This window comes from Helicobacter sp. 13S00477-4 (assembly GCF_002272785.1).
Taxonomy (GTDB): Bacteria; Campylobacterota; Campylobacteria; order Campylobacterales; family Helicobacteraceae; genus Helicobacter_J.
In genome coordinates this window covers 1-14,547 of record NZ_MLAS01000021.1, presented here as the reverse complement: position 1 = coordinate 14,547, position 14,547 = coordinate 1, and the positions used below count along the sequence as shown (strand labels likewise).

Annotated in this window: 18 protein-coding genes and 1 pseudogene; 16 read left to right on the top strand and 3 right to left on the bottom strand. The window is 31.3% G+C overall.

Annotated features, from left to right (window positions below; genetic code table 11):
* Nucleotides 1–257 precede the first annotated feature (257 nt).
* Nucleotides 258–965 carry a class I SAM-dependent methyltransferase gene (locus BKH44_RS08315; protein WP_095272303.1) on the bottom strand — a complete coding sequence of 236 codons (708 nt, stop codon included), beginning with the start codon at nt 963–965 and terminating at the stop codon, nt 258–260.
* A gap of 87 nt (nt 966–1,052) precedes the next feature.
* On the opposite strand from BKH44_RS08315, the pseudogene secG reads away from it, so the two are divergent.
* The 7 genes and pseudogenes from secG to BKH44_RS08275 all read left to right on the top strand — a co-directional run.
* Nucleotides 1,053–1,334: pseudogene (gene secG, locus BKH44_RS08310) on the top strand (preprotein translocase subunit SecG); the annotation flags it as partial.
* Nucleotides 1,335–1,425: 91 nt separating this feature from the next.
* On the top strand, nt 1,426–1,983 hold the full coding sequence (gene frr / locus BKH44_RS08305; protein WP_095272300.1) for a ribosome recycling factor: 558 nt from the start codon (nt 1,426–1,428) through the stop codon (nt 1,981–1,983).
* 38 nt (nt 1,984–2,021) lie between these two features.
* Nucleotides 2,022–2,633: an orotate phosphoribosyltransferase gene (gene pyrE, locus BKH44_RS08300; RefSeq protein ID WP_219349885.1), complete on the top strand. Its 612-nt coding sequence runs from the start codon at nt 2,022–2,024 to the stop codon at nt 2,631–2,633.
* Between the two features lie 8 nt (nt 2,634–2,641).
* Nucleotides 2,642–3,133 carry an RDD family protein gene (locus BKH44_RS08295; RefSeq protein WP_257842632.1) on the top strand — a complete coding sequence of 164 codons (492 nt, stop codon included), beginning with the start codon at nt 2,642–2,644 and terminating at the stop codon, nt 3,131–3,133.
* Between the two features lie 114 nt (nt 3,134–3,247).
* Nucleotides 3,248–3,934, top strand: a complete 687-nt coding sequence (locus tag BKH44_RS08290) for a F0F1 ATP synthase subunit A (protein WP_095272294.1) — start codon at nt 3,248–3,250, stop codon at nt 3,932–3,934.
* 205 nt (nt 3,935–4,139) lie between these two features.
* On the top strand, nt 4,140–4,721 hold the full coding sequence (locus BKH44_RS08280) for a thiamine phosphate synthase (RefSeq protein WP_095272289.1): 582 nt from the start codon (nt 4,140–4,142) through the stop codon (nt 4,719–4,721).
* A gap of 61 nt (nt 4,722–4,782) precedes the next feature.
* Nucleotides 4,783–5,298 (top strand): NAD(P)H-dependent oxidoreductase, encoded by a 516-nt coding sequence (locus BKH44_RS08275; protein WP_095272286.1) that lies wholly within the window; start codon nt 4,783–4,785, stop codon nt 5,296–5,298.
* A 3-nt stretch (nt 5,299–5,301) separates the two neighbouring features.
* Here the strand turns inward: BKH44_RS08275 and BKH44_RS08270 are convergent, their stop codons facing one another.
* Nucleotides 5,302–6,162, bottom strand: coding sequence for an MqnA/MqnD/SBP family protein (locus tag BKH44_RS08270; protein WP_095272284.1), 861 nt, complete (start codon nt 6,160–6,162; stop codon nt 5,302–5,304).
* A gap of 157 nt (nt 6,163–6,319) precedes the next feature.
* On the opposite strand from BKH44_RS08270, the gene recA reads away from it, so the two are divergent.
* The 5 genes from recA to BKH44_RS08245 are packed head-to-tail and all read left to right on the top strand — an operon-like array spanning nt 6,320 to nt 9,988.
* A complete protein-coding gene (gene recA, locus BKH44_RS08265) occupies nt 6,320–7,366 on the top strand; it encodes a recombinase RecA (RefSeq protein ID WP_095272282.1) in 1,047 nt (348 codons plus the stop codon).
* A gap of 9 nt (nt 7,367–7,375) precedes the next feature.
* On the top strand, nt 7,376–8,656 hold the full coding sequence (gene eno / locus BKH44_RS08260) for a phosphopyruvate hydratase (RefSeq protein ID WP_095272280.1): 1,281 nt from the start codon (nt 7,376–7,378) through the stop codon (nt 8,654–8,656).
* A complete protein-coding gene (locus BKH44_RS08255; protein WP_180674157.1) occupies nt 8,653–8,910 on the top strand; it encodes a hypothetical protein in 258 nt (85 codons plus the stop codon). The genes eno and BKH44_RS08255 overlap by 4 nt, the downstream gene beginning before the upstream one ends.
* Nucleotides 8,907–9,500, top strand: a complete 594-nt coding sequence (locus BKH44_RS08250) for an AMIN domain-containing protein (RefSeq protein WP_095272279.1) — start codon at nt 8,907–8,909, stop codon at nt 9,498–9,500. The genes BKH44_RS08255 and BKH44_RS08250 overlap by 4 nt, the downstream gene beginning before the upstream one ends.
* The gene (locus BKH44_RS08245; RefSeq protein WP_095272277.1) at nt 9,497–9,988 is read left to right on the top strand and encodes a shikimate kinase; all 492 of its coding nucleotides are present in this window, start codon (nt 9,497–9,499) and stop codon (nt 9,986–9,988) included. The genes BKH44_RS08250 and BKH44_RS08245 overlap by 4 nt, the downstream gene beginning before the upstream one ends.
* A 3-nt stretch (nt 9,989–9,991) precedes the next feature.
* Here BKH44_RS08245 and lepA read toward each other — a convergent pair whose 3' ends face one another.
* Nucleotides 9,992–11,791 carry a translation elongation factor 4 gene (lepA, locus tag BKH44_RS08240; protein WP_257842631.1) on the bottom strand — a complete coding sequence of 600 codons (1,800 nt, stop codon included), beginning with the start codon at nt 11,789–11,791 and terminating at the stop codon, nt 9,992–9,994.
* A gap of 107 nt (nt 11,792–11,898) precedes the next feature.
* Between lepA and BKH44_RS08235 the strand changes: the two genes are divergently transcribed.
* From BKH44_RS08235 to acpS, 4 genes are read left to right on the top strand one after another with little or no spacing between them, the layout of a single operon-like run.
* On the top strand, nt 11,899–12,267 hold the full coding sequence (locus BKH44_RS08235; protein WP_095272275.1) for a hypothetical protein: 369 nt from the start codon (nt 11,899–11,901) through the stop codon (nt 12,265–12,267).
* Entirely contained in the window at nt 12,260–12,862 is a 603-nt protein-coding gene (rsmD, locus tag BKH44_RS08230; protein WP_095272273.1) for a 16S rRNA (guanine(966)-N(2))-methyltransferase RsmD, read from the top strand. The genes BKH44_RS08235 and rsmD overlap by 8 nt, the downstream gene beginning before the upstream one ends.
* Before the next feature lie 9 nt (nt 12,863–12,871).
* On the top strand, nt 12,872–13,414 hold the full coding sequence (fliL, locus tag BKH44_RS08225) for a flagellar basal body-associated protein FliL (protein WP_095272271.1): 543 nt from the start codon (nt 12,872–12,874) through the stop codon (nt 13,412–13,414).
* Complete coding sequence (gene acpS, locus BKH44_RS08220; RefSeq protein ID WP_095272269.1) at nt 13,411–13,776, top strand: holo-ACP synthase; 366 nt, start codon at nt 13,411–13,413, stop codon at nt 13,774–13,776. Before fliL ends, acpS begins: the two co-directional genes overlap by 4 nt.
* The last annotated feature ends 771 nt before the right edge of the window (nt 13,777–14,547 follow it).

Sequence of the window (14,547 nt, the reverse complement as noted above, 5' to 3'; positions counted from 1 at the left end):
GATAGATAATCAATACATATTGATAGTTAGATTTAACAGATAGATTTATTTTTAAAATAAATCTTTGTTTATCAAAAACATATTCTTTAATTTGTTTGGTTTTTTTATTTTATTTAGCTTATTTGTTTATTAAAATACAAACCACCCCGTTATACCCAAAAATGCTAAAAATTCATAACTATGCTTGAGATCCTATGTTGTTAATTAAAAAAAAATGGGGAGGGGTAAAAAATAATGTCAGTCAGTATAAAGGATAGTTAAAGGGGTCTGCCTATGAACATCAATACCTCATATTCTACTTTCTTATAAGGTACTTCATTCCTGAAAATTTTTGCCTTATTGTAATCCAATACTCCCCCACCCAAAAGACCCAAACTTTTTAAATATGACAAAAACTTAACTCTATCTTCAAACCTTTGCTCAAAATTTTCCAACCACATTTCACCAATAAAATATTTTTTCAGGCATTCCTTTAAAAAATCTGCACTTTTCAAAGGAGAATCTGTATTTAGAAAATTATGCACTGAGGATAAACTCTGATTGGTATGAATACCAAAAGCAACTTTAGAGCAAGACTTTGAAATATTTTCCAACAAAGATTCAATATCTTTAGCCCATTGCAAAGATGAAGCAGCAATCCCAACATCATATTCCTCAAAAGCAAATTTTTCAAAATCATCACAAATAAGTGAAATATTATCAATATGTTGTATTTTTTTTGGGTGTTGACTTAGCATTTGTGCTGAAATATCAATCCCTATAAAATCTTTTACAAAAATCTGAGCTTTTTGAATCTGTAAAGCTAGATTACCACCCCCACAACCAATATCAATGAGAGTTTCAATATAGTTCAAATCAAGATACTCTAAAAGTCTTGAAGCTATCAAAGCCTGTATAGAAGAATTACCTTGATAAGTATGAGCTTTTCTGGAAAATGAATTTTTAATACTTAAATGTTTTTGCATTTGAGAATTTTATATTTTACTCAATAAAGTTTTGGTAAAATTTTAGACTAAAAAGCTCAAAATTCAAATTATTCTGGAGAAATTTTAATGATTAACACGCTCCTTGTGATTCAAATCATCTTAGCAATCTTAATTGTAATCGTTGTTTTATTACAAAAAAGTTCAAGTATCGGACTTGGTGTCTATAGTGGTAGCAATGATTCTGTCTTTGGAGCCAAAGGACCTGCAGGGTTTATGGCCAAACTCACAATGTTTTTAGGGTTATTGTTTTTAATCAATACGATAGCTTTAGGTTATGTCTATAATAAAAATCATAATAAAAGCATTATTGATAATACGATACAAAAGGGATTAGCCCCTGTAGAGCCTGTTGGGAATACACTCCAACCAGTCAAATCTATCGCTCCTTTAGCTCCACTAGATACTCAAGAAAACCAAGCCAAATGACAAGGTACATAAAATGACAGAAGATATTTATAAAAATACAAAAAGCCATATGGAAAAAACTTTAGAATCTCTTCGTAGAGACTTCAGTACGCTCAGAAGTGCTAAAGTCTCCATCAATATACTTGATAATATCAAGATTGATTACTATAATTCACCCACTCCTTTGAATCAGGTAGGTTCTGTTATTGCTCAAGATGCAACAACAATCATCATCACTCCTTGGGAAAAAAGTCTTTTAAAAGATATTGAAAGAGCCATACAAGAAGCAAATATTGGAGTAAATCCAAACTCTGATAGCGAATCAATAAAGTTATTTTTCCCTCCAATGACACAAGAACAAAGAAAAGAAATTGCTAAAGAAGCTAAAGGGATGGGAGAAAAAGCAAAAGTAGCCATTCGCAATATCAGACAAGATTCTAATAATCAAGTTAAAAAACTTGAAAAAGATAAAAATATCACAGAAGATGAAAGCAAAAAAAGTCTTGATGAAATTCAAAAATATACCGATGAATTTGTTAAAAAAATAGATGAAATGACAAAAAATAAAGAAGAAGAGGTAATGAAGGTTTAAATCTAAAAATCTATTCAATTTCAAAAAGGATTAAAATGTTGGATGTAAAAAAATACTATACAGATGCTAATGCTCTTCTTGTTGGACATTTTTTACTTAGCAGTGGGAATCACTCAGATCACTATCTGCAGTCCGCAAAAGTATTAGAAAATCCAAAAATTGGTGAAATTCTAGCTAATGAGCTAGCACAGCAGATTCGAAAAACTAAAATAAAAATAGATTGCATTTGTTCACCTGCACTTGGAGGTATTCTAGCTGGATATGAACTCGCAAGAGCATTACAAACACGTTTTATTTTTACTGAACGTGTTGAAGGTGAAATGAAATTAAGGAGAGGATTTGAAATCAATCCTAATGAAAAAATCCTTATCTGTGAAGATATTATCACCACTGGAGGCTCTGCACTTGAAGCTGCAAAATGTATTGAATCTCAAGGCGGACAAGTAATAGCTTATGCAGGGCTAGCAAATAGAGGTTTTTGCCAAAGAGTTGGCTCAACTCTTGAAAAAAAACCCGAATGCAAGCTTCCAGAAAATATACCATTATTTGCATTGGAAGATTTCATTTTTAACATGTATGATCCTAAAGATTGCCCTTTGTGCAAAAATGGCACACAAAAAGCTATTAAACCAGGCAGTAGAGGACATTAAGGCTTATTTTGAAAAGTAAAAATCCAAAAAGATTGAAATCTTCCTCTATAATGCCCAATAAAAAACCATCTTTACTACAAATTTCTAGTGAAATTTATGCTTTTGAGAGGATAAAAGCTCTTATTACAGATATTTTTATGATATACACACCCATTTTATACATCACAACCTATTTGATACTAGGAAGTGCAAATGAATTTCGTCATAGCCAAACAAGTATATTTATATGTCTATGTCTATATGGAATCATTTCTTCAATTTTTATTTGTATATCTTCACAAACACCTGGATTAAGGTATATGAATCTGGTTTTAATCCGTACGCAAGGCGATAAAATCAGTTTCCTAAGGGCATTAATACGATTTTTCATATGGGTATTAGGGATATCCTTGCTTATTGGTATCATTACACCTTTTTTTCGCAAAGATAAAAAATTCCTCCACGACATACTCTGCGATACAATCATCATAAAAAAGCCAAAACCAATCAATATGCCTTAATTATTTATAAAAAATTAATTGTTTGGAAAGTTTTGATTTTTTTAAAAAATCTGCTAGAATAAAGAGTAAAATTCCAAACATTAAAATTAAGTCACAACAAAAAAGGCATTATCTATGGAACATAGGCTTTTTACCTTCGCAAGTCTGATTAATCCTGATCATGATTTTATCATCAGTTTTTATACTATTTTGTGTGCAATTATCACTATTGCTGTAAGCAAGATTGCGACAAAAAAAATGCAAGTAATCCCCTCAGGCATACAAAATCTATATGAGAGTGCTATTAGCGGTATGTTATTAATGGCAAAAGATATTATTGGTGAAAAGCTTGCTAGAAAATATTTCCCATTAGCAGGCACTATTGGAATATTAGTATTTTTTTGTAATATGATTGGCATAATTCCAGGATTTGAAGCCCCTACTTCAAGTTGGAGTTTTACTTTAGTATTGGCTTTGATTGTCTTTTTTTATTATCACTTTGAAGGCATTAGAACTCAAGGATTATTTCATTATTTTGCACACTTTATGGGTCCTGTTAAATGGCTTGCACCTTTAATGTTCCCCATTGAAATTATTTCACATTTTTCAAGGATCATTTCGCTTTCTTTCAGACTTTTTGGTAACATCAAGGGTGATGATATGTTTTTATTAGTGATGCTAATGTTAGTCCCTTGGATTGTCCCTATTGCACCTTTTATTATCTTACTTTTTATGGGCATATTGCAAGCTTTTGTATTCATGATACTGACTTATGTTTATCTGGCTGGAGCTGTTTTAGTAGAAAATCAAGATCAATTATAGATAATGAAAAAAGTTTCCATTATTAGACTCTTAGAGTTTTTTACAGGAGTATTTTTTGGAATTAGTTTTTTTGGGAGCTTTTTATGTTTTTTTGTTTTAAAAGATTTTAGTCCAATCATTGCTTTTATAGTTTCTATTGCTTTTTTTGGCATTTTTAGCTTCTTTGGAATCATATCAAAGGCTATCATAATTTTACTCAAATCCGATGAATCAAAGTAATTTTGAAAGTTATTTCATCACCTCAGAACAAATTTATCCAAACAATTCCATAGAAGTATTTGAACAAAAATTAAAATATATATTTTCTAAAAATAACATTCAAAAAGCTTGTTTTAGAGATAATTCAGAAATTATCCCTATTGAACTCATCAAAATTTTTTCATGCTATTGCAAACAATATAATATAGAAAGTTTTATTAACCTCTCACACATAGATTTAAGTATAAAATTTGCCAAAGAATATCATTTTGAAGGTGTCCATATCAAAAGCAATCAGCTCAATGAAACAAAAAAAATCACCAATTTAAAAACTTTTTATAGTGCCCATCAAACTCAAGAAATTTTGCAAGCATATCAAATAGGAATAAACTTCATAACCATTAGTCCAATATTCGCCACACCCAACAAACCAAAACCTCTTGGTATCAACTATCTACAAATACTCCAAGAAGAACTAAAAAAAAATCTATTTGCATTAGGCGGTATCCTTACTGAAAAACAAATAAAATCAATCAAAGAAAATGGATTGAAAGGTTTTGCTTCTATAAGATATTTCTTACCAAAATAAATATCTTACTTCTATAATTTTGATAGAATATAAAATCTAAATTTAAATACAAGGAGTTTTGATGAAAACACTCATCATACTTGCTCATCCAAACCTCAAAGATTCTAAAATCAATAAAACACTCATTCAAAGTATAAAAGGGGTTTCTAATATCACTTTGAACGATATTTACTCAACCTATCCTGATGGAAAAATAAATTTAACCAAAGAAATTGAGCTTTTAAAAAACTCTAAGCATATTATTTTTCAATTTCCTTTGTATTGGTTTAGCACACCAAGTTTACTTAAGGAATATCAAGATGTAGTATTCAGTGGTATCTTATACAGCAATGAACCAAAAATCCTTTCAGAAAAAACTTTTCAAATCATCACTTCTGCAGGAAGTCCAGAAGAAAAATACAGTCTTGATGGAAGGAATCAAAAAAGTCTTGAAGATATCCTACTTCCTATCTCTATGTCTGCAAAATATTTAGGTATGCAGACAAAAGATATACTTTGTATTTTTAATGCTATGGGGATGACAGATGAGTTGCTCAAACAAGCTATCAATAAATATCAAAAAGCACTTGGAATCTAAAATTCAGGAATTCCTCAATGCCTGATAACCTGTTGGAATAAAATAATCTTCGCATTCTAATAGAACATCATAAATTCCAGCCTTGAACCCAAGTTCAAATAATTTGTTAATACCTTTTTTTTGCAAATCATTCAAACTAATAGAATCCTTATTGGCATAAAGATCTAAATAAATATCAAGCTCTTTTTCATCTACACGAATAACACCTCTCTCTATAAGCATTTTTGAGAGAATCTTCTTGTTTTTTACTGCAACTTCAACAGCTTTGGTCAAGGTAGATTCTATGTTAATAGCCTTATTCAAAGGAATAGAACGTCTCAATGCCATCCCACCAAGCGGCAAGGGCAACTCTTCTTGTGCCTTTTCACACCAAATATCCCATATCTCTCTTTCAACTTCAAGTGAAGTATCAAAATTCAAAATAGATTCATGAATCAATACACCTGCATCTACCTCACCACTAATAACAGCCGATTCTATTTCAAGAAAATTTTTATAAACAATCCTCGCCTCTGGATAAGCAAGTCTAAAAATAATTGCATTAGTTGTATGCACTCCGCTTAAAGCAACTCTAAAATTTTTTTTCAATTGTGTTGTTTTTTTTCTGATTAGCTTTGGCCCATAGCCATCACCAAAACTCACCCCCGTCTGTAAAAGTGCAAAATTCTCTCGCACAAAAGGATAAGCCCCAAAAGAAATTGCACTTACATCATAAATCCCTTGAATTGTAGCGATATTCAAAGTTTCTATATCTAATGCTTGGTTTTCAAATTTTTCTTCTAAATCATCACCAACCCAACCAAAAACAATTGCATAATACATAAACAAATCATCAGCATCTGGACTATGTCCTATAGAAATCATGACTTTTCCTCTTCATCATCAAATTTATCTTAAATTATAATGCACTTCATCTTAAATATTTTTTGATTGATGATTTTCAAAATATAAGTTTGATTCAATCAAGACTTAGATAAAATAGACATTATTTTTAATCCTAAAAAAAGAAAAAAGGAAATTGATGGCAATTGATGAAAAAAAGCAAAAAGCAATTGATCTAGCACTCAAGCAGATTGATAAAGCATTTGGTAAAGGAGCTTTAGTCCGCTTGGGAGATAAGCAGATAGAAAAAATTGATTTTATTTCTACTGGTTCTCTGGGATTGGACATGGCACTTGGGATTGGAGGTATACCTAAAGGAAGGATTATCGAAATTTATGGACCTGAATCCAGTGGCAAAACAACATTGAGTTTACAAATCCTTGCAGAATGTCAAAAAAATGGTGGGATATGTGCTTTCATTGATGCTGAACATGCACTTGATGTATATTATGCTAAAAAACTCGGTGTAGATACTGAAAATTTGCTTGTTTCACAGCCTGATACAGGAGAACAAGCTTTAGAAATCCTTGAAACATTAACCCGAAGTGGTGCGGTTGATCTGATTGTGATTGATTCTGTCGCTGCTCTAACACCAAAAGCTGAAATAGAAGGCGATATGGGGGATCAACATGTTGGATTGCAAGCAAGATTAATGAGTCATGCTTTGCGTAAAATCACAGGTATTTTACATAAAATGAATGCAACATTAATATTCATCAATCAAATCCGTATGAAAATAGGCACAATGGGCTATGGAAGTCCTGAAACTACCACAGGTGGAAATGCTCTAAAATTCTATGCTAGCGTTAGGATTGATATACGTCGTGTAGCGACACTCAAACAAAATGACCAACAAATAGGCAATCGAGCTAAAGCAAAAGTAGTCAAAAATAAAGTTGCACCACCCTTTAGAGAGGCTGAATTTGATATTATGTTTGGTGAAGGCATCAGCAAAGAAGGTGAAATCATTGATTATGGGATTAAGCTTGACATTATAGACAAAAGCGGTGCTTGGTTAAGCTATGGGGACAAAAAACTTGGTCAAGGCAGAGAAAATGCTAAAATACTTCTAAAAGAAGATAAAGCACTCGCTAATGAAATCACAAGCAAAATCAAAGAGCAAATTGGTTCTACAGAAGAAATACTTCCTTTGCCGGATGAGCCTCTTGATGAAATGAGCGAATAAGGAATTTTGATGATTTATATAGAAAATATTTACTCCCAAGAAGTCATAGATAGTCGAGGCAACCCCACCATCAAAGCAAGTGTTGTACTCAGCGATGGCAATATAGAATCTGCTATTGTTCCAAGTGGTGCAAGCACAGGAAAAAGAGAAGCTTTAGAGCTTAGAGATGGGGATAAAATGCGTTATTTAGGAAAAGGTGTCCTCAAGGCATGTGAAAATATCGACACAACCATTTCAAATGCACTAATTGGAAGCTCACCTTTTGATCAAAGCCATATTGACTCATTACTCAAAAGTCTTGATGGAACTAATAATTATTCTAACTTGGGTGCAAATGCAGTATTGGGAGTCTCTATGGCAACAGCTCGTGTTGCAGCAACATCTTTAAAAATCCCACTTTATCGTTATATTGGTGGAATAAATGCAATAAATATACCCGTTCCTATGCTAAATATTATCAATGGTGGCTCTCACGCTGATAATACTGTAGATTTTCAAGAATATATGATAATACCCTTAGGATTTGATACCTTTAAAGATGCCCTAAGAGCAAGCACAGAAGTTTATCATCATCTAAAAAATATCCTCAAAGATGCACACCATATCACAAGTATTGGCGATGAAGGTGGCTTTGCACCCAACCTCAAAAATAATGCAGAACCAATAGAATTTATCTTAAAAGCTATTGAAAAAGCTGGTTACAGGCCAGGTTCTCAAATCGCTATTGCACTTGATGTAGCAGCCAGTGAATTCATACAAGAAGATAATACTTACCACTTGAGTGCAGAAAACAAAAAGCTTACCTCTGAAGAACTTGTATCTTATTATGAAGAATTAGTGGATAAATACCCTATCGTTTCTATTGAAGATGGTTTGAGCGAAGATGACTGGAGTGGCTGGAAATACCTGACTCAAAGACTAGGGAATAAAATCCAACTTGTAGGGGATGATCTTTTTGTGACTAATAAAGAAATTTTAAAACATGGTATTGAACAAAATATCGCCAATGCCATCCTAATCAAACCCAATCAAATTGGTACAATTTCTGAAACAATCCAAACTGTCCAACTTGCTCAAAAGAATGGTTATAAATGTATAATGAGCCATCGAAGTGGGGAAAGCGAAGATACTTTTATTGCAGATTTTGCCATAGCACTCAACACTGGAGAAATAAAAACTGGCTCAACGTCTAGGAGTGAAAGGATAGCTAAATACAACCGATTGCTTCAAATTGAAAGTGAAATATCCAATACAGAATATTCAGGAAAAGAACTATTCAAAAACAAATGATAGAAAAGTTTTTTCAAAAATATAAAAAATCAATTCGACTTATCTATATAAATCGTGTGGTCATTATTATATTTTTTATCTTGATGATTATTGGAGCTTATACTGGATATTTACTATTTGGAACCAATTCTCTTGAAGTGTTAATTTCTGTAAAAGACAAAAGAACATCGCTTCAAGAAAATGTTCAAACCCTTCAATATGAAAATGCCAAATTACAAAAACAGCTTTTTGAACTCAAAGGATTAGAACCATGAAAAAAATTTTCATTTTTTTATCATTACTATCTATATTAATGGCGAGAGAAAATCCATTTGAGCCACTTTTGACACCAAAAGAAAGTCAACATGATACAACCAAAAACTCTAAAGAATATTTTGAATCTTTTGATTTTAAGTTACCTACAACAGCTAGAATACTTAAAACCATAACCATTACTTATCAAAACATTGATGGCTCATTAGATACTAAGACGATTGATATTGATCAAAGCATTGATTGGCATTATCCATTAAGCTTAAACCAAAAAAATGCAATCATTTCAGAGCAAACTAAATATTATACGATCGCACCTTTTGAATTTTTTGTCAAAAAAAATAAACTTTATATCCATACTCCTTATAAAATTCAAAGGAACTTTATCTTGCCTGCACCTCATCGTATTGTCATAGATATAGATAGAAAAGAGCCTAATATCAACCAAAGCCTACAAATAAATAAAAAATATTTTACAAAAATATCTATAGGCACACACAATACTTTTTATCGTATTGTTATTACTCTTGATGGTCAATATGAATACAAAATAATTCAAGAAGATCAATACTATGTCATAAGTGTTCAATGATGCAAAATATTGTTCTGGTAGGATTTATGGGAAGTGGAAAGACAACCATAGGAGCTAGATTGGCAAAACATACAGACAGATACTTGATTGATACTGATATAATGATTGGATTACAAAATTCTCAAAGTGTTAAAAATATTTTTGACAACCATGGTGAAGAATATTTCCGTCAACTTGAAAGACATTTTATAAAATGGGCTGAAAAAAATATTCAAAATGCTATCATTGCTACAGGTGGAGGAATGCCTGCATTCAACTCTATAGAAAAACTTGGAAAAATCTTTTATCTTAAGATAGATTTTGAGTCTATCAAAAAACGTTTGACTCAAAATGAATTATCTGCTAGACCTCTTTTTGAAAATCCAAATAAAGCTTATGAACTTTATGAAAGTCGTCAAAATATCTATGAAAAATGTGCAAATATTTCAATAAATGCAAATCAACCCATAGAAAATATTTTAATGGAAATTTTAAAATATACAATATAAACATCAATCAATCTTAAGGACAGCCAAGAATGCTTCTTGTGGTAATTCGACCTTACCAATTGCTTTCATTCTTTTTTTACCTTCTTTTTGCTTTTCTAAAAGCTTCCTTTTCCTTGTAATATCTCCACCATAGCATTTGGCAGTAACATTTTTACCCATTGACTTTACAGTTTCCCTCGCAATGACTTTATTGCCAATACTCGCCTGAATAGCGACTTCAAAAAGTTGTCTAGGGATAATATTTTTCATTGACTCCACTAATGCTTTGCCTTTTTCATAGGCTTTTGTTTTATCGACAATGATTGATAGTGCATCGACTACTTCACCTGCAACACGCACATCTAACTTTACAAGATCACCTTCCTGATAACCAATAGGTTCATAATCAAAACTAGCATAACCTTTGGTGCAAGATTTTAATTTATCATAAAAATCCATCACAATCTCATTACTAGGAAGAGTATATACAAGCATCACACGAGTTTGATTTAAATATTCCATTTTTTCTTGAATACCCCTTCGATTGCTCAATAATGTGATAACATTCCCTAAATATTCACTTGGTGTAATTATTGATGCTCGAACACAAGGTTCTTTAATAAAAGCAATTTTTTGCTCAGGTGGAAGCTCGCTTGGATTTTGCACCCATACCTTTGAATCATCTGTAAGATAAACTTCATACACGACCGTAGGAGCTGTAGCTATCAAATCAAGTCCAAATTCCCTCTCTAGTCTTTCTTTAACCACTTCCATATGCAACAAACCCAAAAATCCAACTCGAAATCCAAACCCTAATGCAACGCTTGTTTCAGGTTCAAAACTCAAAGCAGAATCATTCAATCTGAGTTTATTGAGTGCATCCCTAAGTTCCTCGAATCTATTTGTTTCAATAGGATAAAGACCTGCAAATACAAATGGTTTTGCAGGTATAAAACCTTCTATTGGAGTTGTGGTAGGATTTTTTGCATCAGTAATAGTATCCCCAACAGCTACATCATTAACACTCTTTAATCCTAATGAAACAATACCAATTTCGCCACATTTTATTTCTTTTGTGGGAATCTTATGTACAGGATGAGGATAATATAAAGCTAAAACTTCATGTTTTTTGCCCGTACTCATCACCAAAACCTCTTGACCAACACAGATTTTCCCGTTCTTTAGACGCACAAGAGCCAATGCACCCAAATAATTATCAAACCAAGAATCATAAATCAAAGCTTTTGTTTGAGCATTCTCATCCCCATTTGGTGCAGGGACTTGGGCGATAATTCTATCAAGTAAATCTCTAATACCTATCCCACTTTTCGCACTCACATAAATAGCATTACTGCATTCAATACCAATGGTGCTTTCAATATCTTCTGCTACACTCTCAGGATCAGCAGCTGGCAAATCAATTTTATTAATAACAGGGATAATTTCAAGATTATTATCAAGAGCAATATAAACATTTGCAATTGTCTGTGCTTCTACACCTTGAGAGGCATCGACAACCAATAAAGCACCTTCACAAGAACTCAAAGATCTTGAAACTTCATAGCTAAAATCGACATGACCAGGCGTATCAATCAAATTCAAAATATATTCTATATCATCTTTTTGATATCGCAATCGAACTGATTGAGCCTTGATAGTAATACCACGTTCTTTTTCAATATCCATTGTATCCATAATTTGACTCGTCATTTCCCTCTCATTAACACCACCACATTCTTGAATCAATCTATCTGCCAAGGTACTTTTTCCATGATCAATATGAGCAATAATGGAAAAGTTTCGTATATATTTCATTCTTGACATTCTTGAGTGCCTTATTTTTTGCTTATTGTATCAAATTATTAGGCTTTGATTCTATAGACTTTAAAGATTAAATCTGTATGATTATAGAAATTTTTTGGAGTCATCATATGAAAATTTCAATTATGTGCCAATCGCTCCTACTGCAAGAGAGCTTAAAATATTATCTTAAAGATATTGATAGTGATGTTGAAGAATGCGATTTTATCATTTCTGATACATTGATTGATTCCAATAAGCCAATATGCTTGATTGGGGATTCTTCAAATTCTGATATTAAAAAACCTTTTAATCAAACAAGACTCTTTAAAGACATTAATAATTTTTATCATTCTAAAATCAAAGCCTCTACCATTATTGCGAACCCAATGCCAGACTTCTTAAACATTAAAAATCCAGAACTGAAAATGCAAATTGATTCAATATTAGAAGAATTTTCAAGAAAAATCTATCAAACCTTAAAAAATCATAATGAATAATAAGCGTCATTTCAAGATCATTGCAGGCAAATTCAAAGGGGTTTGCTTGGAATTAACATCTTCTGAAACGACTAGATCAAGCAAGTCTATCCTAAGAGAATCTTTATTTAATGTACTTGGAAATAATATTATTGATAATTGCTTTATTGAAGCTTTTGCAGGGGTTGGATCAATTGGGCTAGAAGCACTCAGTAGAGGAGCTAAAAAAGTCTTATTTTTTGAAAAAAACAAAGAATCTTTTGGCATACTCTCTCAAAACATTGCCCATCTGTATTCAAAAAACCCCACAATATTAGCCAATAGCTTTTTTGGTGATACATTTGAACTATTACCAAAAGCCATCATGGATATTAAAGAAAAAAAAATCCTTTATTTTGATCCACCTTTTAATATAAGAGAAAATTATACCGATATATATGAGAAATGTTTCTCCTTATTAAGATTCATTTTGAGTTCAATAGATTTATTTTTAGTCATTTTTGAACATTCAAGTGAGTATAAATTACCGGAAAATATTGGACATTTGAGTATAATAAAACAAAAAAAATTCGGCAAAAGCTCTCTAAGCTATTATGCCTCATCTCTCAAGACATAAAGGAATAAAATGCCTGAAGAAAAAGAAAATACTGAACAACAACAGCCTCCTAAAAAAAATAAAGCTTTACTTTTTATCATCATTGGTGCGGTCATTTTTATGCTCATCTTGATTATTGTCGTTGCAATACTCCTTATGGGAGGAAATAATGAAAATATTCAAGATAAAAATACTCCAACAGCTCAAATATCTCAAAATACTAAAAAACCATCAAATTCAGGCACAAGGCAGTCTGATCTCTTAAATATAGGTCCATTGTATGCAATCCCACAACCCTTTGTTGTCAACTTGATCACACAAAGTGGCAGGAGATATCTAAAGACCTCTATTACACTAGAACTGAATAATGAAAAACTCAAGTCTGAAATTGATGCAAAATCTACTATCATTCAAGATACAATTATAGAAATACTCTCTTCCAAATCAATTGAAGAAATTGCCACCACAAAGGGTAAAGAAAGGCTTAAAGATGAAATTGCTAATCGTATCAATGACTTCTTGATTGATGGACAGATAAAAAATGTATTTTTTACAGAATTTGTCATCCAATGATTGGGATTGATATTGTCTCTATTGAAAGGATTGAAAAAAATATCCAAAAATATCAAGAGGGTTTTTTAAATAAATTCCTCTGTATTGATGAAATAAATCTTGTAAAAACACAAAAAGGATTCAAAATCTCTACTATTGCTGGATTTTGGTCTGCTAAAGAAGCTTGTTCAAAAGCTTTAGGTGTAGGGATATGCAATGAACTCAGATTTTTTGATATACAAATTTCAAAAAATTTCAAAAATGCCCCGCTCCTCACACTAAGGAAAGATAAAATGCAAGCATTTAATATATCTTCAATCTATACAAGCATCAGTCATGATAGTGGTTTTGCCATAGCAGTCGTGATGATACAAACCAACTAACCAAACCTTCTTCAACACCTTCAAAACAAAATAATTTTCTCTAAAACCATATTTGTAAGTACTCATCAACAACTCTTCTTATACAATCAATTATTTATTAAAATAATAATCATCATATTTTATAAATCAAAAATTAAATAATATCAAAAGAGTTACTGCAATGCTTTGTTTAGAGTTTTGTAAAAAATGCAGATGTATTTCATAAAAATGATTCAGGTGAAAATATATTACATTCTATTATTTTAAGATTAGATTTTTTACTCACAGAATATCCAAAATTATTTCACTTATTGATAAGACTTATTGATAAGGCTGATAAAAATAAGATTAAGCCATTATCTTATTCTATAATGTTGGAACAAAAAGTTTTTTTGATAGATTTTTACAAATTGCTACAAATCCAAGATTAAAAACAAAGTAATTACCCTCTAGCAATGCCTATAAATCAAGATTTGAACGATATTATAAAATATTTATTTGATATTTTATGGGGTAAATGGATAAAAATCTGAAATTTTAAATTTTAGTATTTCCGTGATAGAAAATTCTCAAATATTTACCCGTCAAATGAGCAAATATCAATTATGATGATACTTCTTTTTCCTTATATATATCCTAAAAACTTATCAATCATTAAAATCTTTCATTAAAATCTTTAATTTCTTTGAAAGCAATTAATTTACTATACCCCCCCCCCATAAGTAAAAAAATCAATTTTATATTGACATTTATGAAAATAAGTTTTATAATATTCTAAACATTTGACAAAAA